General features: G+C 52.7%; 16 protein-coding genes. 14 read left to right on the forward strand and 2 right to left on the reverse strand.

Features of this window, described 5'->3' with window-relative positions; all coding sequences use genetic code 11:
* Positions 1-152 precede the first annotated feature (152 nt).
* Positions 153-1,055: a transposase gene (locus ACZF99_RS09895; protein WP_483611294.1), complete on the reverse strand. Its 903-nt coding sequence runs from the start codon at positions 1,053-1,055 to the stop codon at positions 153-155.
* 454 nt (positions 1,056-1,509) lie between these two features.
* Between ACZF99_RS09895 and ACZF99_RS09900 the strand changes: the two genes are divergently transcribed.
* The 10 genes from ACZF99_RS09900 (at position 1,510) to ACZF99_RS09945 (ending at position 16,137) form a co-directional block, all read left to right on the forward strand.
* The gene (locus ACZF99_RS09900) at positions 1,510-2,445 is read left to right on the forward strand and encodes an ABC transporter permease (protein WP_483611296.1); all 936 of its coding nucleotides are present in this window, start codon (positions 1,510-1,512) and stop codon (positions 2,443-2,445) included.
* 18 nt (positions 2,446-2,463) lie between these two features.
* Positions 2,464-3,354 (forward strand): carbohydrate ABC transporter permease, encoded by an 891-nt coding sequence (locus ACZF99_RS09905; protein WP_483611297.1) that lies wholly within the window; start codon positions 2,464-2,466, stop codon positions 3,352-3,354.
* Positions 3,355-3,469: 115 nt separating this feature from the next.
* Positions 3,470-5,155, forward strand: a complete 1,686-nt coding sequence (locus tag ACZF99_RS09910) for an extracellular solute-binding protein (RefSeq protein WP_483612639.1) — start codon at positions 3,470-3,472, stop codon at positions 5,153-5,155.
* A gap of 72 nt (positions 5,156-5,227) precedes the next feature.
* Positions 5,228-7,144, forward strand: a complete 1,917-nt coding sequence (locus ACZF99_RS09915) for a cache domain-containing sensor histidine kinase (RefSeq protein ID WP_483611299.1) — start codon at positions 5,228-5,230, stop codon at positions 7,142-7,144.
* Positions 7,119-8,717 (forward strand): response regulator, encoded by a 1,599-nt coding sequence (locus ACZF99_RS09920; RefSeq protein WP_483611301.1) that lies wholly within the window; start codon positions 7,119-7,121, stop codon positions 8,715-8,717. The genes ACZF99_RS09915 and ACZF99_RS09920 overlap by 26 nt, the downstream gene beginning before the upstream one ends.
* 288 nt (positions 8,718-9,005) lie before the next feature.
* Positions 9,006-11,279: a helix-turn-helix domain-containing protein gene (locus ACZF99_RS09925; RefSeq protein ID WP_483611303.1), complete on the forward strand. Its 2,274-nt coding sequence runs from the start codon at positions 9,006-9,008 to the stop codon at positions 11,277-11,279.
* 309 nt (positions 11,280-11,588) lie between these two features.
* Entirely contained in the window at positions 11,589-12,497 is a 909-nt protein-coding gene (locus tag ACZF99_RS09930; RefSeq protein ID WP_483612641.1) for an ABC transporter permease, read from the forward strand.
* A 15-nt stretch (positions 12,498-12,512) separates the two neighbouring features.
* The gene (locus ACZF99_RS09935) at positions 12,513-13,412 is read left to right on the forward strand and encodes a carbohydrate ABC transporter permease (protein WP_483611305.1); all 900 of its coding nucleotides are present in this window, start codon (positions 12,513-12,515) and stop codon (positions 13,410-13,412) included.
* A gap of 26 nt (positions 13,413-13,438) precedes the next feature.
* Positions 13,439-15,079 carry a type 2 periplasmic-binding domain-containing protein gene (locus ACZF99_RS09940; protein ID WP_483611307.1) on the forward strand — a complete coding sequence of 547 codons (1,641 nt, stop codon included), beginning with the start codon at positions 13,439-13,441 and terminating at the stop codon, positions 15,077-15,079.
* Between the two features lie 23 nt (positions 15,080-15,102).
* On the forward strand, positions 15,103-16,137 hold the full coding sequence (locus ACZF99_RS09945) for a glycoside hydrolase family 88/105 protein (protein WP_483611309.1): 1,035 nt from the start codon (positions 15,103-15,105) through the stop codon (positions 16,135-16,137).
* A gap of 102 nt (positions 16,138-16,239) precedes the next feature.
* Here ACZF99_RS09945 and ACZF99_RS09950 read toward each other — a convergent pair whose 3' ends face one another.
* Positions 16,240-16,839, reverse strand: coding sequence for a TetR/AcrR family transcriptional regulator (locus ACZF99_RS09950; RefSeq protein WP_483611311.1), 600 nt, complete (start codon positions 16,837-16,839; stop codon positions 16,240-16,242).
* A 173-nt stretch (positions 16,840-17,012) separates the two neighbouring features.
* Between ACZF99_RS09950 and ACZF99_RS09955 the strand changes: the two genes are divergently transcribed.
* The 4 genes from ACZF99_RS09955 (at position 17,013) to ACZF99_RS09970 (ending at position 20,390) form a co-directional block, all read left to right on the forward strand.
* Positions 17,013-17,771, forward strand: coding sequence for an SDR family oxidoreductase (locus ACZF99_RS09955; RefSeq protein WP_483611313.1), 759 nt, complete (start codon positions 17,013-17,015; stop codon positions 17,769-17,771).
* Positions 17,772-17,869: 98 nt separating this feature from the next.
* Positions 17,870-18,040: a hypothetical protein gene (locus tag ACZF99_RS09960; RefSeq protein WP_483611315.1), complete on the forward strand. Its 171-nt coding sequence runs from the start codon at positions 17,870-17,872 to the stop codon at positions 18,038-18,040.
* Positions 18,041-18,186: 146 nt separating this feature from the next.
* Positions 18,187-19,674, forward strand: coding sequence for an IS1182 family transposase (locus tag ACZF99_RS09965; protein WP_483606049.1), 1,488 nt, complete (start codon positions 18,187-18,189; stop codon positions 19,672-19,674).
* 224 nt (positions 19,675-19,898) lie between these two features.
* Positions 19,899-20,390, forward strand: a complete 492-nt coding sequence (locus tag ACZF99_RS09970; protein ID WP_483611317.1) for a nitroreductase family protein — start codon at positions 19,899-19,901, stop codon at positions 20,388-20,390.
* Positions 20,391-20,548: the final 158 nt, after the last annotated feature.

The following is a 20,548-nucleotide window of genomic DNA, read 5'->3' on the forward strand; positions in this document are numbered from 1 at the left end:
GGACGAAAAGACTATGATTTTGCTGCACCTGAACCCTTCCGTCTGAGGCAATGCCCGCACCGCTCATGCATGCTAACCCACACTGTTCATGCCAACCCTCATCAATCAGGTTGATCCGCAGCAAGCTAACCCCCACCGTTCAAGCGCCTCAATCAGGCCGCAGCCCCAAGGGGCTGATTCGGTTGGCTCGCAATCAGCTGGCGATAAGTAATCGCCGGAATCGCCACACACATGCGCAGCAACTTCTGCCGTATCGTTTCATCCGCTCCGGGCAGGCGCAGCCGGCGGCGTCCGGCGAACTCGTTCAGGTACGCCTGCAGGTGCTTCACTCCCAAGGCTACATACGTATTCTTCAGCGATTTCCATGCCTCTCTAACCACTTTCCGCAAGGGCAAATACAACCCATAGGCCAGAGGAAACGACTGTACCGCAGATGTACGAACCTCCACATGTTCGGCGATGAACGAAGCGAGTTCGCGGCGGTTAGCCCTTTGTCCATCTCCTCTTTTCTGCGGCAATAGATGGATTTTGACGTGCTCGGGCTCACCCGATTCCGTCACAGTGCACCCTGCTACGACCGCCGTGGCATACGGATGCGGAAACTGATATCGGTGCGGATTGCATCCATACAGATCGCTGTTTACCTTCACATCCCCGCTGAGCAGTTCACGGGCATCGAACTCCCCGACGGCATGGCGTATTTTGTGCAATAATGACCAAGCTGTTTTGTAGGTGACCCGGATCACCTGGCTCAGCCGCATCGCGGAGATGCCGTCGGGCAGCAGGAACAACTCCAGCGCCTGGAACCACTTCAACAGAGGCAGATGCGTTCCTTCGAAAATCGTGCCGACTAAAGGTGATGTTTGATGCGCACATCTTCCGCACTCGAACAAGGGGATATGCCGGGAGGTCAGACGGCTGCACCGGGTGTGAGCGCAGCGCGGGCAGACGAAGCCGTTCGGCCACTTCATCGCGATCAGCGCCTCCATGCAGGCCTGCTCGCTGTTAAAACGGCTGCTGAATGACTGAAGATCCGTTCCCGCATTGACTTCCATGTCCGCTCGCCCCCAAACAAGAATTCAAGTACATATGTTCGCTTTATTTCATAATACCAAACATATGTTCCTTTTTCAAGTCGAAAATCTCACCTGAACCGCCTCATTTTTTCCTTCTCACTTTTTCTTTACCTCTTACATTAATCCCTTGCATTTGCTCCAAACCCCCGCCCCTCCACACTTCCACACCCCAACCCCTGCCCCCTGAAGAAAAGGGATAATCGTGCAAAGGAGCGTACGGGGACATCAAGACCAAGACAGAGGGGATGGGTAGGGGTTGAAGCCTGCCGCAAACCCGAAAAACGAATACATCGATACGAAATCTGGAGCATACCCCTAGGGTCCGATCCCAAGTACAATAGATGCAGATAGGTGAAAGTGCTTACATTAATAGACTAGAACAGCTTGGAGGTCAGAGGGGATGGAAATGCAGCCGTCAACGCAACCCGCAGCCATGCAAGAGATAGAAACGCCGCCCTCGTCAAGGCGAAAATGGCTGAAGAAACTCTACTCGCAAAGACATATTCAAATTATGGCTTTGCTCGGCATCGCTTGGATGATCATTTTCAACTATATTCCAATGTACGGTGTCATCATCGCTTTTAAGGATTACGACATTATTCGAACGATTGCCGAAGCTCCATGGGCCGGGCTCACGCACTTCAAGGAATTTTTGCAGGACGAGAACTTCGTCAATGTCATGAAAAATACGCTGGGAATCAGTTTGCTGAAGCTGCTGACCTTTCCGCTGCCGATCATTTTCGCTCTCTTCTTGAACGAAGTTCGTTCGCTGCGGTACAAGAAAGCCATCCAGACAATTTCGTACCTGCCGCACTTTTTATCGTGGGTCGTCCTTGGCGGGATTCTGGCTACCTGGCTGTCAGATGTGGGGATCATCAATGAAATCTTCATGGCCTTGCATATCATCGATAAGCCGATCTCTTTCCTGGCTGAGCCGAAATACTTCTGGACGATCGTCATCACCTCGGATATTTGGAAGGAGCTTGGATGGTCGGCCATCATTTATTTGGCGGCGATTACGAGCATCTCGCCCGAAATGTACGAAGCGGCAACGATTGACGGGGCCGGGCGATTCCAGCAGATGTGGTACGTTACGCTCCCGGCAATTAAAGCGACCATCAGTATTTTGTTCATCCTGGCGGTCAGCGGCGTGCTGAACTCCAACTTTGACCAAATCTTGGTATTGCGCAACTCGCTGAACGACAGCGCAAGTAATGTTATCGACTATTACGTCTACTATACGGGGATATCCTCGGGCCGTTACTCGTACTCTGCGGCAATCGGATTGTTTAAATCCGTTATAGCGCTTATCCTGCTGCTGATTGCGAACCAAGTATCCAAAAAACTCAACGACACTTCGTTGTTTTAGGCCAAGGGGGACCTGCTTATGTTTTCATTACGCCGCAGAACGAAAGGCGAAGTCGTCTTCGATACGGTTAACAATTTGGTCATGCTTCTAATTTGTTTTGTCACGCTGTATCCGATCTGGTACGTGCTGGTTAATGCCTTCAACGACGGCAAAGACGCGATGCTCGGGGGCATTTACTGGTGGCCGCGGGTGTTCAGCCTGGAGAACTTCAAAGCGGTATTCGATAATCCCGGCATTATGACCGCGATGGGACTCACCGTCGCCAAAACCGTCATCGGCGTTGTGGCGCACGTCTTCTTTACGGCGATGGTCGCTTACGCGTTCTCCCGCAGAGACCTGATTGCAGGAAAGTTCTATATTATTATGGGAACGATCACGATGATCTTCTCCGGAGGGCTTATTCCGACCTTCCTGCTCATTCGCGATCTGCATATGCTCGATAAATTTATCGTCTACATTATTCCGGTCTTGTTCAGCTTTTTTGACCTGATCATCTTCATGACCTTCTTCCGGGATATTCCCGATGGCCTGGAGGAAGCGGCCCGCATCGACGGAGCTAATGATTGGACCGTTTTCCTGCGAGTCGTGCTTCCGGTATCCTTGCCGGTTCTGGCAACGATTGCCCTGTTCCATGGGGTGTACCAATGGAATGATTACTTTACAGGGATCATTTACGTCAACAACGAGAACCTGCAGCCGATTCAGACGTTCCTATACCGGGTTGTGGCTCAGTCGAGCTCCAACATCATGACGACGGCCGTACAGGGCAGTGCCGTGACCAAGACGGTCACTTCCCAATCGATCAAGCTGGCAACCATGGTCGTGACGACCCTGCCCATCGTGTTTGCCTATCCGTTCCTGCAGCGTTATTTTGTCAAAGGGATGATGATCGGCTCGATTAAGGGCTAAGCGGACGACGCTGCCTAAGGTATCAACTCACTGCAGTAACTCCTCCGAGCCGCTCCATGCGGCTATGGAGTTGCACATATAGGATTCACACCAAATGAGAAAAGGGGTAAAAAGCATGGGCATGAAAAGCAAGTCCAAAAAAATGATGATGCTGCTGATGGCGGCCATCATGGTCCTGTCTCTGGCTGCTTGCGGCGGCAATGGTAATGCCAACAAGGAAAGTGCGAACAACACCGCCGCCAACACCAACACGCAGGAAACGACCGAGCCGGCTGCGCCACCATCGGCAGACGAACCGGGATGGAAATCCGATACGTCACCCATCACATTCGACTGGTACCTGAACTTTGCCTGGTTCCCGAATAAATGGGGCGTAGACCCGACTTCCCAATATGTAACGAAGAAAACAGGGGTTGACATCAACTTCATTGTTCCTGCCGGTAATGAGAACGAGAAGCTGAACACGCTGATCGCCTCCGGCAAGCTGCCTGATTTCATTACGCTGGGCTGGTATGAGGACGGCGTGAAGAAGATGATCGAAGGCGGACTCGTTGAACCGTTGAATAAATTGGCCGAACAATATGATCCTTACTTCTTCAATGTTGCCGACCCGGACAAACTGGGCTGGTACACGCAACCGGACGGGAACGTATACGGCTATCCGAACTCTTCCTCGTCCCCGAAAGACTACGAGAAATACGGCGATACTTATGTATCCAACCAAACGTTCGTCGTTCGCAAGGATATTTATGAAGCGATCGGCAGCCCTGACATGCGCACACCGGAAGGTTTCCTGGCGGCTCTGAAGGCGGCTCAAGAGAAATTCCCTGAGATCAACGGCCAGCCGCTGATTCCGCTGGGTCTGCATGAATTCACGGCGACCGGCAATGACTCCCTGGAAGGTTATCTGCAAAACTTCCTGGCGATTCCGCGGCAAAAAGACGGCAAGCTGTACAACCGCGAAACCGATCCGGAATATGTCTCTTGGTTAAAAACGCTGCGTAAAGCGAACGAAGAAGGCTTGCTCGCGAAGGATATCTTCATCGACAAACGTGCGCAAATGGAAGAGAAAATCGCGCAAGGACGTTACTTCGCGATGCTGTACCAACGCACGGATTTTGCCGCGCAACTGGGCACCTTGTATCAACAAGATCCGAACAAGATCTACATCGCCGTTGACGGTCCCGCGAACTCCAAACTGGATCCGCCTACGCTGAACGGTCCTTCGATTTCCGGCTGGACGGTTACCTTGATCTCCAAGGATGTGAAAGACAAAGCTCGTGCGATCAAATTCCTGAGCTACCTGATGAGCGAAGAAGGACAAAAAGACCTTTACCTGGGTGAAAAAGGCGTCAGCTATGACACGATTGACGGCAAAGACCAATTCAAGCCGGAAGTCTTCGAACTTATGAATAAAGATCGCGCCGCATTCGACAAACAATACGGTTCTTCCTTCACCTTCTGGATGATGCAAAACACCAACATCACCCAGCAATGGCAGCCTGAATCGGTGGAACCTTACAAACAATTGGAGGACTGGACTCGCGGCAAAACGATCAGCGTCTCCGAATTCGACTTGATCGATCCGCTGGCCAATTCGGAGGAAGGCATCATTCTTAGCAAAATCAAGGATTTGCGCAGCAAGACCTTGCCGAAGCTGCTGATGGCGTCATCCGATGCCGAATTCGATAAGATGTGGGCGGATTACGTCAAGAAGCAAGAAGACCTGGGACTTGCCAAAGTGCAGGCGTTCCAGCAAACGAAGTATGAAGAGAACAAGAAGAAACTTGGCATGGAATAATCGATACTGCCCCAAAAAATTGCCCGCGAATCGCGGGCTTTTGGGCGTTTATAAAAAGGAGTCGCACGGCATATGGAGAGAAGCAGGCCCTGGGCAGCTTGGTGGGAGTCATTTAAATATTGGTTTGGGCGCCGCTCGCTTCAGAGCCGCCTGATCGCATCCTATATTTTTATCATATTGGGGCCCAGTGCGATGGTGTCCTTTTATTCGTATGAAGCCATCAACAACATGTATATCCGCGATGCCGAGGACAAGAATACCTCATTGCTGGAAATGGAAGTCCAGCATATCGACACGCAAATCGAGTCGATGGTGCGGGCGGTGCAAGTCGCTTACGATGATATCGAAGTTCAGGATTATCTGGCGAATACAACCGAGCCCGGCACCGAAGAGCTGGTGAATTTCAACAACAACAGCTTTAAGAGCTTGACGCGAATTCAATATTACAACCCCAATGTGGAGCATCTGCGCTTGTTCTCCAGCAGCAACGTGACCGAAATTTGGCCCATTTTTTTCCGGGAGAGCCGGGTGGCGAACGAGCCCTGGTATCAGGAGGCGAAGGAACTGAAGGGCATGGAGTCCTGGTCTTTCTTGTATAATGATCCGGACATCATGGAGCGGTACCACGGGCAGACTCCTGCGCCAACCCCCAAGGTGTCCCTGCTTCGGGAAATGAGCATTCCGGCGAATCATCATGTCGGGATGGTTCAGGTGGATATGCTGCTGGAAAAGTTCAGTCCCAGAACCTACGCGGCTGCTCAGGGCAGTGACTCGCAAATGGTGCTGATGGATAGCAAAGCCCGGATTTTTACCCGGGAACGGAGCTCGTACTTTCAAGCTAACCCGGGATTGGAGCGGGCCGTCCGGGAGCGTCTGATGCGTTATAAAGAAACGGGAGAATGGGATATTCATTATAAAGAGAACGGAAAGTCATTCCTGCTGCTGCATAAGCCCATAGAGCGGATCAATGCGGATCTGCTGAATATCGTATCCATGGACGGCGTGCTCAAGGAAATTTCACATATGCGCAATATTTTGATTGGAGCAAACATCGGATTTATTACGCTCGTTACGGTTATTACTTATATTCTCAATGCGTTTATTCTCAAGAATCTCCGCGTGCTGACGGAAGAGATGAAGAAGGTGCGGCGCGGGGAAGCATACAGCGGCATCACGATTCGCGGCGGAGGCGAGGTCGGGGAGCTGGCGCATCATTTCTCCAAGCTGATGAACACGATCAACACGCTGGTAGCTCAAGCCGTATACAAGGAAGCGCTCACGAAAGAGGCGGAACTCCGTACGCTGCATAACCAAATCGATGCTCATTTTTTGTATAATACGTTAGAGAATATTAAAATGCTGGCGGAAATCGAAAACCAACGGCAAATCTCCGATGCCCTGACTTCCCTGGGCGGGATGATGCGGTATAACTTCAAATGGTCCGGGGAATACGTGAAGCTGCGCGATGAAATTCGCCATATCGAAAATTATATCGATGTCATGAATATTCGTTTTGATGAACCGATTGAGCTGCGGCTGGATATCTCGGGCGATCTCCTCGATATGGAAATGCTCAAGATGTCGCTGCAGCCCATCGTCGAAAACTCGGTAAAGCATGCATGGGCTGGGGATGAGACGGGGGCGCGGAACATCTCGATTCAGGTTCTCGAATTGCCGCAAAGCGATGTTCGAATCGTAGTCACGGACAACGGAAGAGGGGTCGACGAATCCACGCTGCACGAATTAAACCTGGAGTTGGATAAGGTTGGCCTGACCGATAAACCGGGGAATTTTGCGGCGAAGTCGTCGAACCATTACGGGATTGGTCTTCGCAATGTGCAAGAGCGCATTCGGCTATACTACGGTAAACAATATGGTCTGAAAGTATTCAGCGATCAAGGACAGTACACGCAGGTTGTGATAGTCATGCCGAAGGTGCTGTTAACAGGGAGGGTTGGGACAGATGATAAAACTATTGATCGTGGATGACGAGAGAAATATCCGCATTGGGCTAAAGACCATGATTGAACGCGATTTCCCGAGCCAATACGAGCTGACCACGGCAGCTCAAGGAGCGGAGGCCCTGGAGATGTACCTGGCCCACGGCGCTGACATCATCATTACGGATATCCGTATGCCGGTGATGGATGGGATAGCGCTGATCGAACAAGTGTCGGAAGGGCCGCAGCCGGCCGGGCAAACCGGTCGGCCGCAGATCATCATTCTTAGCGGTTACGAGGACTTTAGATATGCCAAGGCGGCGATTCGTTATCAGGCCGTCGACTATCTGTTGAAGCCGATTCGCCGGGATGAACTGTTTGCCGCGCTGCGCAAATGCCGGGACAATCTGGCGAAGCGCTCCCAAATGGCGGAGCAGTTGGCCGCTACGGAGAACTACCGGCTGAAGGTTCAATCCGTTCGTCTGCAGGAGCTTCTGCTGCAACCGAATTTGACCGGGGAGGACCTTGACGTCTGGAGTTCCGAAATCGGTTTCGATCAATATGAGGTCCCCTTTTCAATTGCGGCATTGACGTATAAGAACGTGGACGGCAGCCGGATGAAGAAAGAGGATTTGAAGTCGCTCGCGCAGCATATGTTCGAAAGCGTGGACGGAGCGCTTAGCGCTTCTTTGCTGGATCTCGAGGGGCGAATGGTCCTTGTCGGGGGGCCGCGCAGCAAGTTCGAGGACCTGTCGATGCTGGCGGCGGAACGCGAGCTGGATGGGATGCTGATCGGCGTCAGTCAAGAGGGAAGCCGGCTTACGGATCTGCCGTTGTGCTACCACCAGGCATGCGAATCGCTGAAATACACCTTTATTTATCCGAAGACCCGTTTAATCCGGTATGAGGACTTGCAGAAGAAGCGGTTGTCGTATCCCGTGCCGAGGGAAGCCATCCGTAAGCTGGGCAATATTCTGGGCACGAATCGGGAGAAGGAAATCGGGCCGCTCCTGCATGAGATTTTTCGGGTTGACCAGTTGCCTGAGCTCGATATGTCGTACCTGGAAGCGGTCAGCCGGCATATGAACGAGCAGGTGCTGGATGAAGTGTTCCGCGTTTACGGCGAAGCTTCCGTCGACGTGCTGAAGTTATACCGTAAAGTGGGGGATATGTCGAACTTCTGCCATTTTCACGACTATTTCCGATCGCTGGAGCAACTGCTGGCGGACCTCGACGAATACATCAAGGAAGTCCGATCCGCCCATAGTGAGCACGGAGATATGAAGGAAGCGGTGGCGTATATCGAGAACCACTATCACCGTCAACTGAATATGGCGATCGTCAGCAACCACGTATCGCTGAATTACTCCTATTTCAGCGAGGCGTTTAAGGCGTATACCGGCGAAAGCTTTGTGACCTATCTGAAAAAGGTAAGAATCCGCAAAGCGAAGGAGCTGCTCGAAAAGGGTTCGCTGAAGCTGTCGGAGATCGGCCATGCCGTCGGTTTTGAGAATACCCGTCATTTCTCCCGCGTCTTCAAAGAGCTGGAGGGCGTATCTCCGCAGGAGTATCGGGACAAATTGGCGGCCGGCGGCGGTCGGCTTTCGGGAGCGGACCGTTAAACCGATATAGAGACATGCGTCAACCCCAGTTAGTCAAAAAACGAACATCATCTGAAAGCTCGTGCCTCCCCGGTGCGGGCTTTTTTTCAGTTAATAAAATATTAATAAATTTCCCATGAATCGTTTATTTTTTCACCATTCGCTGTTCATTCCTTGGGTTGACCTGCCCCGAATAGACCCTAAGGCACTTATGTTGTATAATTTATCCAGGTTTTTATGTAAGCGCTTTAGTTCCGGCACCCAGAAGTCTGCTGCGGAAAGGTTAATTCGGAGGGGATGAAAGGGAAGATGAAACGAATACCGATGATGCTGCAATTGGGAGTCATCCTGTTCTGCGTAATGGCGGTGCCCGCGATTATCCTGACGTTGTACAGCGGTACGGAAATCTTGCGGTATTCGGAGCAGGCGATTGGAGAATCCTCTCTGGCGGGATTGGATGCGAACCGAAGGTTGAACGAAAATGCCTTGAACAATTTGGCTCAAGATACGGTGCGGCTGACCGCCAGCAGGGTATTCGACCGAATTCGCCCGTTCGAGACCTATGCGGAGCTGCAGGAGAAATACAATAACGTGAGCCAGGCGTTGGTCGTGCTCCGGGAACTGGTGAATTTGAATCATCGGGTGAATGGCGTGCATTCCTCTTATTTCTACCTGAGCGATGCGGATTACGTGATTTCGACTGACAAGGGGATTACCACGCTGGACCGGTATGAGTCGATCGGTTGGATTGAAGAGGCGTTGGCCGGGCGCAGAGGAATTAGCGGTGTGTGGTTCCCACGCCGATTAGCTAACGGGGAGACCGTCGTATCTTATGTTCTACCGCTGAACCGTTTATCAACGACGACCCGCGGAACGATTGTCGTTAACTTGCGGGAAAGCCAAATTGGGACATATTTGCGGTCCACAGAGCCCGGCGGACAAGGCTTCATGTTGCTCAAAGCGGACGGAACGATTCTGTCTCATAACGATAAGACGCTGCTGCTCACGGACGGGCGCCAGCAGCCCTTTATTCAAGAGATTCTGGAAAGCCCGGCGGAGGAGGGGTATTCGTTCCACGAGCTTGGAGGGGAGCGGTTGTTGTATACGTGGTCCCGTTCCGAACTGTTCGAATGGTGGAACGTGAACGTTTATTCCATGGACGCGTTGCTGACCAAAACGAACAAGCTGCAGCATAATATCGTTTGGCTGACGGCCGCCATGATTTTTGCCGGTACCGTGCTGACGGTGTTTCTCGCGACCTGGCTGTCCAAGCCGGTGCGCAAGCTGGTAAGGACCGTACGATCCAGCGGCAGCCGAGGGGTGTCGGACAAAAATGAGCTGATGTTTCTTGACGCCGTTTTTAAACGGATGCAAGAGGAGGAGCAGCAGCTCTATAAGCTGCTGCGGGAACGGGAGCAGGATGCCCGCAGCCTGGCGGTTCACCGCCTGCTGCGGGGAGAAGAGGCGCAGCAGGCGGCGGAGATGTTTCCTGAAACCTATTATCGGGTCGTCGTCATTTCTATCGACCGTTACCGAAACTACGTAGCCGCGACCAACCGTGACACTCGAAGCTACCACAGATATTTGCTCATAACGCATTGCGAGACCCTGTTCCCTCCCGGCATTATGGCACGGTGTGTCTATCAGGGCGAAGGCTGCTTCGCCGTTGTGATCAATTTCGGGCTGGAGGAAGCGGACCGCGGGTACGAAGGGATCCGGGTCGCGCTAGAGGCGCTGAGCCGCTATGCGGGCGAGCTGCTGGGTCATTCCGTGACCGTTGGCGTCAGCAGCCGGGCGGAGAGCAGCTCCGATCTTCAGGACCGCGCAGCGGAAGCTATGGAAGTCATCAAGCAGCGCATGATCGACGGCGGCGGCGGGATCTCCTTCTGGAGTGAGGAAGACGAGCGCGGCAAACATTATCTCTATCCCGTGGACAACGAAAGGCGGATTCTCAACTTCCTGGAGGCCGGAGACCTTGAACGTCTATGGGAGGAACTGACGGCAATCCGCCGGGAAATCGAAGCGGCGCCGTATATTTCATATGACAATATCATGTTTATCTATCACCAGTTGGTTGGGGTCACGATCAAGCATCTCCGGGAGAATCAAATCAATCCTACGCGAATTTTTGCGGGCCGGGGGAACATTTATTCCGCGATTGCCTCCATCGACACGTTGGATGAGCTGGATCGGTTTATGCGCGAGTTCTACCGCGACATTCACCAGTACCTTGCGCGCAAGCCGGACAATGATTCAGGGTACGGCGAACGCATCATCCGTTATCTTGAGGCGCATTATTGCGAGGAGATCGTATTTGAGGAGATGGCCAGGGAGATTGGCATCAGCTACTCTTACATGCGCAAGATCGTTTACGAGATGACGGGAACGAGTCTGATCGACTACATTAACCTGCGGCGCATCGAGAAAGCGAAACGGCTGCTGCTGGAAACCGGGATGACGGTGAAGCAAATCGCGGCGGAGGTCGGTTACGTCAACGTTCAGAGCTTTAATCGTTTTTTCCGGAAATATGAAGGGATGCCCCCGAGCAGTTATAAGGCCAGCAAGCTGCGAAGCTCGGGGTAGGGTTTCGATGGAGCTGCTTTCCGGGCGGGATAGGCCTAAGGAAACGGCTTCATTTTTGCTTTGACCCATCAGTTTTGATCATTGAGCTTGGCTGCCGATCACGCTGGGCGGGGAACGATCAAAAGTGATAGGAAGGATCAAAACTCATGATTTACGGCGGAGTGGTCGCGGAGGTATGATGGGACACAAACTCGCCATTGCTTGAGTCGCGATGGAACCGAGTCAGCTCAATCCGAATCCGTGGAGGAGGTGATTTTTGTGAAAGTTGAAAGCGCTTCAAACAAGCCGAAACCGAGGTATGACCCTGCCTTGGGTCGAGGGGCCGCGTTCCATTTTCGGCGGGACTGGGAGCTTTATTTGCTGCTATTGATCCCGCTATCCTTTGTACTCGTGTTTAAATACGCGCCGATGTCCGGGCTGGTGTTGGCCTTTAAGGATTACAAAATCGCCCGGGGGTTCTGGGGCAGCGAATGGGTGGGCTTCGAGGTATTTGCCGAGATCTTCGGCAAACATGATTTCGGACGTGCCGTCCGCAACACACTCCTGCTGAATACGCTCGATCTGATTTTTAGCTTTACGATTCCCGTCCTGCTCGCCATCCTGCTCAATGAAATCAAAAACGTGAAGTTCAAACGGATCAATCAGACGCTGCTTTATCTGCCGCACTTTCTATCCTGGATTATCATCGGCGCGATCGCGTACCAATTGTTGAGCGAAAGCAACGGGGTCATCAACAATTTGATCGAGATGATGGGCGGTAGGCGGGTCCCGTTCCTGCAAGAGGACACCAACTGGCTGATCAGCTATCTAGCCATCGGCATTTGGCAAAGCATGGGCTGGGGAACGATCATCTATCTGGCCTCCATGAGCGGCATCAACCCCGAACTGTACGAGGCGGTGACCGTGGACGGGGCCGGGAGGTGGCGGAAGGTGTGGAACGTGACGCTGCCTTCGATTCGTGCGACCATCGTGACGCTGCTGATCATGAACTTGGGCCGGGTGATGGAAGGCTCGTTCGAGCGGATATTTGCCCTGCAGAATAAGGCGACCACCGAATTCACGACGACGATTCCGGTCCTGGTGTACCGGTGGGGGATTGAGAGCGGGAACTTCAGCCGTGCCACGGCACTCGGACTGTTCCAGTCCGTGATTGGACTAGCGCTCGTCCTGCTGGCCGACCGGGTCGCCAAGAAGCTGGGCGAAGACGGACTGCTCTAAGAAAGGAGGCGAACCATGAAAGCATCCGCAAATACGCTGCCTCTCCGCCGCAAACACCGCTACGACGTCTGGGACGTTCTGATTCATCTCGCATTGATTCTCGCCTCACTTGTATGTCTGCTGCCGTTTCTTCACGTTGCCGCGAAATCGCTAAGCGATGATGCGTTTGTCATTGCGAATAAGGTGTTTCTATGGCCGAAAGGGTTTACGTTGGAGGCGTACAGCAAAATTTTTGCCGACGCCAGCATTCTGCGCTCCTTGTACGTATCGGTGGTGGTGACGATTCTGTTCACGGCACTCGGCATGATCATTACGATCTGCGCGGCTTATCCGCTGTCCCGCAAGCAACTGAAGGGCCGCACCACGCTGACGTTCCTTTTTATGTTCACCTTGTATTTCACCGGCGGGATCATCCCCGAGTACATGCTGATCAGCAATCTCGGCATGCTGGATACGTGGTCGGCGCTTATTCTGCCGCAGGCGTTCAGCGCGTTTAACCTGCTGATCATGAAGACGGCGATTTCCAGCAGCATCCCGGTCAGCCTTGAAGAATCGGCGCGGATCGACGGCGCGGGGCATTTCCGCATCCTGTGGAGTATCGTGCTTCCGCTTTCCAAGCCGATTCTGGCGACACTGTCGCTGTTTTACGCGGTCGGGCGCTGGAACGCTTATCAAGATGCGCTGTTTTACATTAAACAACGAGTGGACCTTCGGCCGCTTCAGCTTAAATTGTATTATCTCGTCATTCAGGCGAGCGAAAGCTTCCAGTTGGAGGCGACGCAGGTCTCGCTGAGCAATCCCGAGGTGTTGAAGGCTTCGTGCGTCGTATTCGCCACCCTGCCGATTTTGTGCGTGTATCCTTTTATCCAGAAGTATTTCGTGCAAGGGGTTATGCTCGGCGCCGTCAAGGAGTAATCAATAAACGATAAGGGGGAAAAGAAATGAGCAAAAAGTTCACCTGGATTCTGGTCTCCGTGATCATTGTGGGTTTATTATCGGGCTGTATGGGCGGCAGCAGCAAGAACGCCAATTCGAATAACGGTTCGGAGGAACCGTCCCCTTCCGTCAACAAAAGCGCGGATGGCAAGTACGCCGATTATTCGGCCGGTTTTCCCGAGAAGGTTACGCTTGAGCTTCCGGTTTATGAAAGGGCTTTCGAGGGCTGGAACGTGACCGACAACTACTATACGCGCTGGATTCAGCAGGAATTCGGCGATAAATATAACGTTGCCGTAAAGTTCATTCCGATCACCCGCAGCAACGAGGTGACGGACTACGAGCAACTGCTGGCGTCGCATAAGGCGCCGGATATTATTTTTCATTATGATATGCCTCAGGCTTTGGCTTACTACGGGGAAGGCGTCATGCAGGAGCTCGATTTGGATGAAATCGCCCATTATGCGCCTACGTATTGGAAAACGATGGGGGACACCATTAAACAGTACGGGGCGGTTGATAAGAAAAACGTGTTTTTCTTCGGCGAGCGCCCAAGTCTGGACAGCTTCACAACGCTGATTCGCAAGGATTGGGTCGAGAAGGTGGGCATGAAGGTGGAGGATCTGACCTCTCTCGAAAAATATAACGAGCTGCTCGCCAAGTGGAAGGAGGCAGGGCTTGGTGTCGGCGGCGAAACGTTGAAAAAGAACAACTACACGTTTAATTACGCGTTCCGCGACTGGCCGATCGACGAGAAGTACCGCGCCCTTTATTCCGACTTGGGCGTGGCGGATCTGACCACCGCCGACACTGAGCGTTACCTGCGCAACCTGAACTATCAATACAACAACGGATTGATCGATAAGGAATTTTATCTGCGCGATGATGACAATAAGATCAAAGCCGAATTTGTTGCCGGCAAGACCGGAACGTATGCCTTCTACCTTTCCAGCAATACCGACGTGATCACTTCCACCTTGAAAAACAATCCGGATGCGGAATTCGCCATACTGGATGGCCGGTATACCGTGCCGGAGGGGCGAGAGCCGCAAGGCCGCGCTTATTGGCCGTTCGGCATGATTATGGGCATTAATTATGAATCCACCGATATGGAGCGCGCCGCAGTCTGGATGTATCTGGAATGGATGAGCCAGCCGGAAAATCTGTTCTTCCTGCAAAACGGCGTCGAAGGCGAAAACTATACGCTGGATGGCGATGGGATTGCCGTGAAAAACCCGGATTTTAAAGGAGATTCGGTTCTCTCCCAAAACAACAACAAGGATTACTGGTGCCTCGTTGTCGAAACCGTGAAATACGACGATCCCGAAAAGATGCGCACTGCCTATCTCCGCAGTATGGCGCCTCCGGGATACGAATATTTGGCCGAAGATTCCTTGGACTACTATGACAAGTACGCGGAATACCGCACGCCGGATGCTCTGTTCAGCGTCGTGCTCGAGAAGGTGAACGAATACAAAGCCGATCTGAATTCGCTGTTCCAGGAGCTGTATGTTAAGATCGCGATTGCGCCGGAGAGCGAGTTCGACGCTACGTACGAGGCGGCCAAGAAAACGTATTTGGACGCGGGCTATCAGGAAATTCTCGACGAGAAGCAAGCGGCGATAGATGCCGGGAACTACAAATAGAGGCAAACGCGAGGAGGATGGAGATGTTGAAGTTGAAAACGGCCCCTTCCGAGCTGAAGCCAATCATCGAGCGTGTCGTGGAGTACACCTTCGGAATGGATCTGACCTGGGATTGGCCGTGCGGCGTGGCCTATTACGGGATCAGCCGGGCTTTTGAGGCCACCGGAGAGCCGGCCTACGTGGAGCGGATGATTCAGTGGTGCGACGAGTACATGGAGGCGGGACTCCCGGTATGGACGGTCAATGCCTGCGCGATGGGGCATATGCTGATCACTTTGTATGAAGAAACAAAGGAGCAGAAGTATCTCGACCTGATCCTGAGCAAAATCGATTACTTGCAGAACCGGGCCCCTCGGTTCGGAGACCGGGTGCTCCAGCATACGGTGTCGGCAGGCAATGACTTTCCCGAGCAATGCTGGGCCGATACGTTGTTTATGGCGGCGTATTTCATGCTCCGCGCCGGGGTAATGCTGGGCGAGAAGCCTTTGGTCGAAGATGCGCTCCATCAGTTCTACTGGCATATCAACTATTTGCAGAGCGAGCACACCGGCCTGTGGTACCACGGGTACAATCACCTCAGCCAGGATCATATGTCCGGCATCTATTGGGGCCGTGCCAACGCCTGGGCGGCTTACACCATGTCCCGTGCGGCCAAGGGATTGCCGGAGGCCTACTTATATCCGCCGATGATGCATATATGGAGCTCCCTGCGCGATCAGTTGGCCGCGCTGAAGAAGCTGCAGCATGAGGACGGCTTGTGGGGGACCGTCTTGGATTACCCGGAAGCTTACGGCGAAGTGTCCGCTACGGCGGGGATCGCGGCGGCGATGATCACCCAGGGCAATCCGCTGCACGCTAAATACGTGCAGAAGGCGCTGGATGGCGTGCTGAGCAACATCACGGAGCAGGGACGGGTCCTGAACGTATCGGGCGGGACCGCCGTGATGAAGGATGTCGAAGGATATCTTCACATCGATAGGAAATGGGCGCAGGGCTGGGGACAGGGACTGGCGCTCGCGCTGCTGGCGGCCGTGATCGAAAACGAGCAGCCGCAATAAGAGGAGACGAAGGCCGAGGTGTTGGTCCTCGGCTGCGATAGACGCATGCGCCTGCCGGTTCGCCGGCAGGCGCATGTTTGTTTTAGGCTCCTTGTACAAGCGTTAAAGCTTGCTCCTTACCTCCAACTTTACGCCGGATGGATGGTTCAGAATTCGCACCAACTGCTCCCGCATGTAAGATGGGGAGTGGACGAATCCGCCTTCGATCCAATGAAAAATCAACCCAAGCAGCGCATGCAGCGAATAGATCACCATGAGCTCCGTGTCGATCCCGTGGGTTTCGCAGCGCAGCTCCTCCAAGATGATCTGTTCGAGCGACACCAGGATCTTCTCGCGAAGTGCGGGTCGAACCTCGCTGCGGGTCAGCACGGTATAAAAATCGGCATTTCGGGCAACATGATCGAAGATCATGACCGAATGCGCGTGGAGTTCATGTGGATAAAACGCGTCGACTCTTTCGTATGGCGCCCGGAAAGCATGAAGCAAATCCTCGATTTTGCCTTCGATCATATCGTTCAGCAGTTCCTCTTTCGTGCCGTAATTGGCGTAAAACGTCCCTCGGTTATAACCGGCTTGCTTGACGATGTCCGTGATGGTGATGGAATGGAACGGTTTCTGCGCCATTAACTGCAGCAGGGCGGTGCGCAGCGCCGCTTTGCTGCGAAGGATTCTAGGGTCTGATTTGGAGGTAGTCCGGGTCATCGTTTCATCCTCTTTCTTAGGATTCCTATACAAAACAGTCAGGTGTTGTCCATTAATCAACAGTACATATAAATTTGCTGATTGCAGGCGTTTGTTGTGATTTTTATACTTGAATTATAGTGATTATTAATCAACACATGTACAGTTTACCATAAAAAATGGAGGTAAGAACGATGAAGTTAAACGAAAAAGTAGCGGTAGTTACCGGGGCCGCCTCGGGGATGGGGAAAGCGATCGCCGAGCTGTTTGCGGCAGAGGGAGCGAAAGTGGTTGTTTCCGACCTCAACCTGGAGCAAGCCGGGAAGGTAGCCCTAGGTATCGAGAGCAAGGGTGGAGTCGCCGTTGCGATTGCGGCCAACGTTGCCGTAGAGGAGGAAGTGCAGCAATTGATCAATGAGACGGTCAGCCGATTCGGCACCGTGGACATCCTGGTCAATAACGCCGGGATTATGGATAACTTTGTTCCGGCCGCCGATCTAACCGACGAGCTGTGGAACAAAGTATTCGCCGTGAACACGACGGGACCGATGCGGACGATTCGCAAGGTGCTGCCGATTTTTACAGAGAAGAAAGCCGGGGTCATTGTGAATGTCGCTTCGGCCGGCGGTTTGTTTGGTTCCCGTGCCGGTGCGGCTTATACCGCCTCCAAGCATGCGGTCATCGGATTGACGAAGAACGTGGGATTCCAATATGCGACTCTCGGGATTCGCTGCAATGCCATTGCGCCGGGGGCGGTGGAAACCAACATTTCCTCTACGCTAACAGCGGTAAATCCGTTCGGGATGGAACGGGCGCAAGTCGGGATGGGAATCAATCCGGGATTGGGCCAGCCCGAAGATATCGCGAAGGTAGCCTTGTTCCTGGCCTCCGAGGATTCCAGCTTTGTGAACGGCACGACGATTACGGCGGATGCCGGCTGGACGGCGTATTAAGCGGAAGGCTTGTCTTTTTTGCATAAAAAACGGATCCGGTCCGCACTCTAACGCCTAGACATGCAATTTGATGCAAGTAGAGGAGAGTGCTATAGGCGATGGAGAAGGAACCGATGCAACCGGCCGAATCGCGGGAGAAATCCCCGAAAGCCAAGCGGACGGCGAATTTAAAGCCGGCCCAAGATACGGAGTTTGCCGGAGAATTGACGAAAAGCGATATCCAATCGGCGTTTAAGAACCCGATTACGGGTGAGGAACGGTTGTATTAGTGTTTGAAGCCGGATAAATCGAGAAGACAGACCTCCTAGAGAGAGCCCTGCAAAACGAATACAGTTTCTGTAAAAAGCAACCCAGTACCCCTTCGGTGCTGGGTTTGCTGTATACTGGAAGAAAAAGAGAAGCGAGTTGAGCCGTTTTGCTGCAGCCAGCCAGACAACTAACCGCATCATTCCATGCGGAGCTATATCAGCTTGTGCCGGAAGACCATCTGCTTCGCAAGATCGATGCTGCGGTGGATTTCGGATTTGTATACGAACTAGTGGAGGATTCCTACTGCAAGTATTACGGCAGACCGGCAAACGAGCCGGAACTGTTGTTTCGCCTGCTGTTCTTACAGATCCTGTACAACCTCTCGGATGAGCGAATGATTCAGGAAGCTGAGGTGAATCTGGCTTACAAGTGGTTTCTCGGGATCAATCCGGAGGATCCGCTGCCAGACGCCTCCCAGCTGTCGCGGTTTCGTAATCACCGGCTAGGAGCAAGTCAGGTCGAAGACGTACTGAAGCATGTAGTCAGTCAATGCATTGAGCAAGGCTTAGTCAAAAGCAAAACCATTATCCTGGATGCCACGCATACACGGGCCGGCAGCCCAAAACAAAAGCCGTTCGACGTGCTGCGTGACGCGGCCAAGCGTCTGTTTCGCGTCGTAGTCAAACGCCACCCCAAGTTGGAGAAGAAACTACCTAAGCTGCCCTCCGTTAAAAGCGAAGATACGGAAGCGGAGAAAACCATGCTGACCTACTTGGCGCAACTGGGAGAGACCGTGGAGGAACTGCTTCCGGACCATGAAGGAGCGGTGAGTGAGAAACTGGGCATCGCCAAACAAATCATCGAGGATGAGCGACTCCTCTCACAAAAGGGGATTCTCTCCGCCATCGACCCGGATGCACGTTTCGGCTGGAAGAGTAGTAGTAAATCGTTCTTTGGCTACAAAGAACATATCGCCATGACGGAGGAAGAGATCATTACCGCGCTGGAGGTAACACCGGGAAGCACTGACGACGGCAAGCAATTACCGGCATTGCTCGAACAAACCACAGCAAACGGTGTAACCGTAAACGAAATCATTGCGGATACCGCCTATTCGGGCAAGGATAATCTGGCGAGAATGAAAAAGGAAACCATATCGCCTGTCGTGCCCTTAAACCCAATTGTCCACGAAGGGGGCGAGCGTCAAGAAGGATTCGAGTATAACAAGGATGCCGATTTCGTCGTTTGTCCGGCCGGTGAGCGAAACAAACGGAAGGCGATTCAAGGCAGCAAGACCAGCGGAGAGAGCCGATCACTCGTCTTTTACTTTGACGTCGAGAAATGCAAAACCTGTCCGCTGCGCGAAGGATGCTACAAGCCGGGCGCCAAGAGTAAGACTTACTCGATTCGGATCATCGCCGAACATTATAAGGAACAGATCGAGTTCGAGTTCAGTGATACGTTCAAGGAACGAATCAAGCGCAGACCGATCATTGAACACAAGAACGCGGAAATGAAGAGATTCCACGGTATGGATACAGCCAGGTACCGGGGTCTCTTCCGCATGCGAATACAAGCCTACCTCACCGCGTTTGTTGTAAACGTAAAACGGATGGTGAAGTTAAAAGAGCAAAAGCAGCCCATCCTCGGGTGAGGATGAAGCTGCTTTTTCCGTTTTATCGAATTTATTTTCCAGTTCCGAGCCCCCAATAACCTAGAAACGAGGCTTTTGCAGGGCTCTCCTAGAGGCTGTCTTTTTTTTTGCGCCAATGTGGCGGAGGGGGAAACTTGACAATCGATCTCTTCTTTGTATACATATGTATACGAATGAGGGATTGACGGGTTATTCATTTTGGAGCTAAAGGGAGGCCGTTATTGATGAGTATAAGTGCGATTGATCTAATCAAAAGCCGGAGAAATATCAAGGCGTTCAAACCGGATCCGGTCAACGAAGAAGCGTTGATGGGTTGGCTGGAAGCGGCCAGCTTCGCGCCGAACCATCGCTGCAATGAACCGTGGGAGCTGCTTCGCATCGGGCCGGAAACGCGGGCGAAGCTGAAGCACAAGAGCGATTTCTGGGGGGCTCCCGTCGTACTCGCGCTATTGTCCGAACCCGGAGCTACTGGAATTGAACGCGACGAGAATGTGATGGCAGCCGCTTGCTTCGCGCAAAATTTCCTGCTGGCGGCACATGAGGCGGGCGTTGGCACGTTCTGGTCGTCCATCGGCGGCTTGCCCCACAACCGGGAGCTTCTTGGCGTGACGGAGGGTTACGAGGTAATTGGGGTATTTGGCATCGGGTACCCGGCGGAAGTGCCGGCTGCGAAGCCAAGAACGCCGATCGCCAAGAAGATCACAACGTTGCCTTAATCGTGGCGGACGGCAAAAATCTGCGGAGGTTCCGATGGAATGAAAAAAAGCCGCGTCTCTTCCCTGGATTGGGGGGAGCGAGGCTTTTTTTCATTGATATACGCCAAAAAACATGCTATATTTTAATAGCATGCGTCAATAATTCTTGTGTAGATATA

This window comes from Paenibacillus sp. JL3B1040 (assembly GCF_057063165.1).

Excerpts from the sequence above, each read along its gene's own strand:
- ACZF99_RS09895 (WP_483611294.1), bottom strand. The coding sequence starts at position 1,055 with ATGGAAGTCAATGCGGGAACGGATCTTCAGTCATTCAGCAGCCGTTTT.
- ACZF99_RS09900 (WP_483611296.1), top strand. The coding sequence starts at position 1,510 with ATGCAAGAGATAGAAACGCCGCCCTCGTCAAGGCGAAAATGGCTGAAG.
- ACZF99_RS09905 (WP_483611297.1), top strand. The coding sequence starts at position 2,464 with ATGTTTTCATTACGCCGCAGAACGAAAGGCGAAGTCGTCTTCGATACG.
- ACZF99_RS09910 (WP_483612639.1), top strand. The coding sequence starts at position 3,470 with ATGGGCATGAAAAGCAAGTCCAAAAAAATGATGATGCTGCTGATGGCG.
- ACZF99_RS09915 (WP_483611299.1), top strand. The coding sequence starts at position 5,228 with ATGGAGAGAAGCAGGCCCTGGGCAGCTTGGTGGGAGTCATTTAAATAT.
- ACZF99_RS09920 (WP_483611301.1), top strand. The coding sequence starts at position 7,119 with ATGATAAAACTATTGATCGTGGATGACGAGAGAAATATCCGCATTGGG.
- ACZF99_RS09925 (WP_483611303.1), top strand. The coding sequence starts at position 9,006 with ATGAAACGAATACCGATGATGCTGCAATTGGGAGTCATCCTGTTCTGC.
- ACZF99_RS09935 (WP_483611305.1), top strand. The coding sequence starts at position 12,513 with ATGAAAGCATCCGCAAATACGCTGCCTCTCCGCCGCAAACACCGCTAC.
- ACZF99_RS09940 (WP_483611307.1), top strand. The coding sequence starts at position 13,439 with ATGAGCAAAAAGTTCACCTGGATTCTGGTCTCCGTGATCATTGTGGGT.
- ACZF99_RS09945 (WP_483611309.1), top strand. The coding sequence starts at position 15,103 with ATGTTGAAGTTGAAAACGGCCCCTTCCGAGCTGAAGCCAATCATCGAG.
- ACZF99_RS09950 (WP_483611311.1), bottom strand. The coding sequence starts at position 16,839 with ATGACCCGGACTACCTCCAAATCAGACCCTAGAATCCTTCGCAGCAAA.
- ACZF99_RS09955 (WP_483611313.1), top strand. The coding sequence starts at position 17,013 with ATGAAGTTAAACGAAAAAGTAGCGGTAGTTACCGGGGCCGCCTCGGGG.
- ACZF99_RS09960 (WP_483611315.1), top strand. The coding sequence starts at position 17,870 with ATGGAGAAGGAACCGATGCAACCGGCCGAATCGCGGGAGAAATCCCCG.
- ACZF99_RS09970 (WP_483611317.1), top strand. The coding sequence starts at position 19,899 with ATGAGTATAAGTGCGATTGATCTAATCAAAAGCCGGAGAAATATCAAG.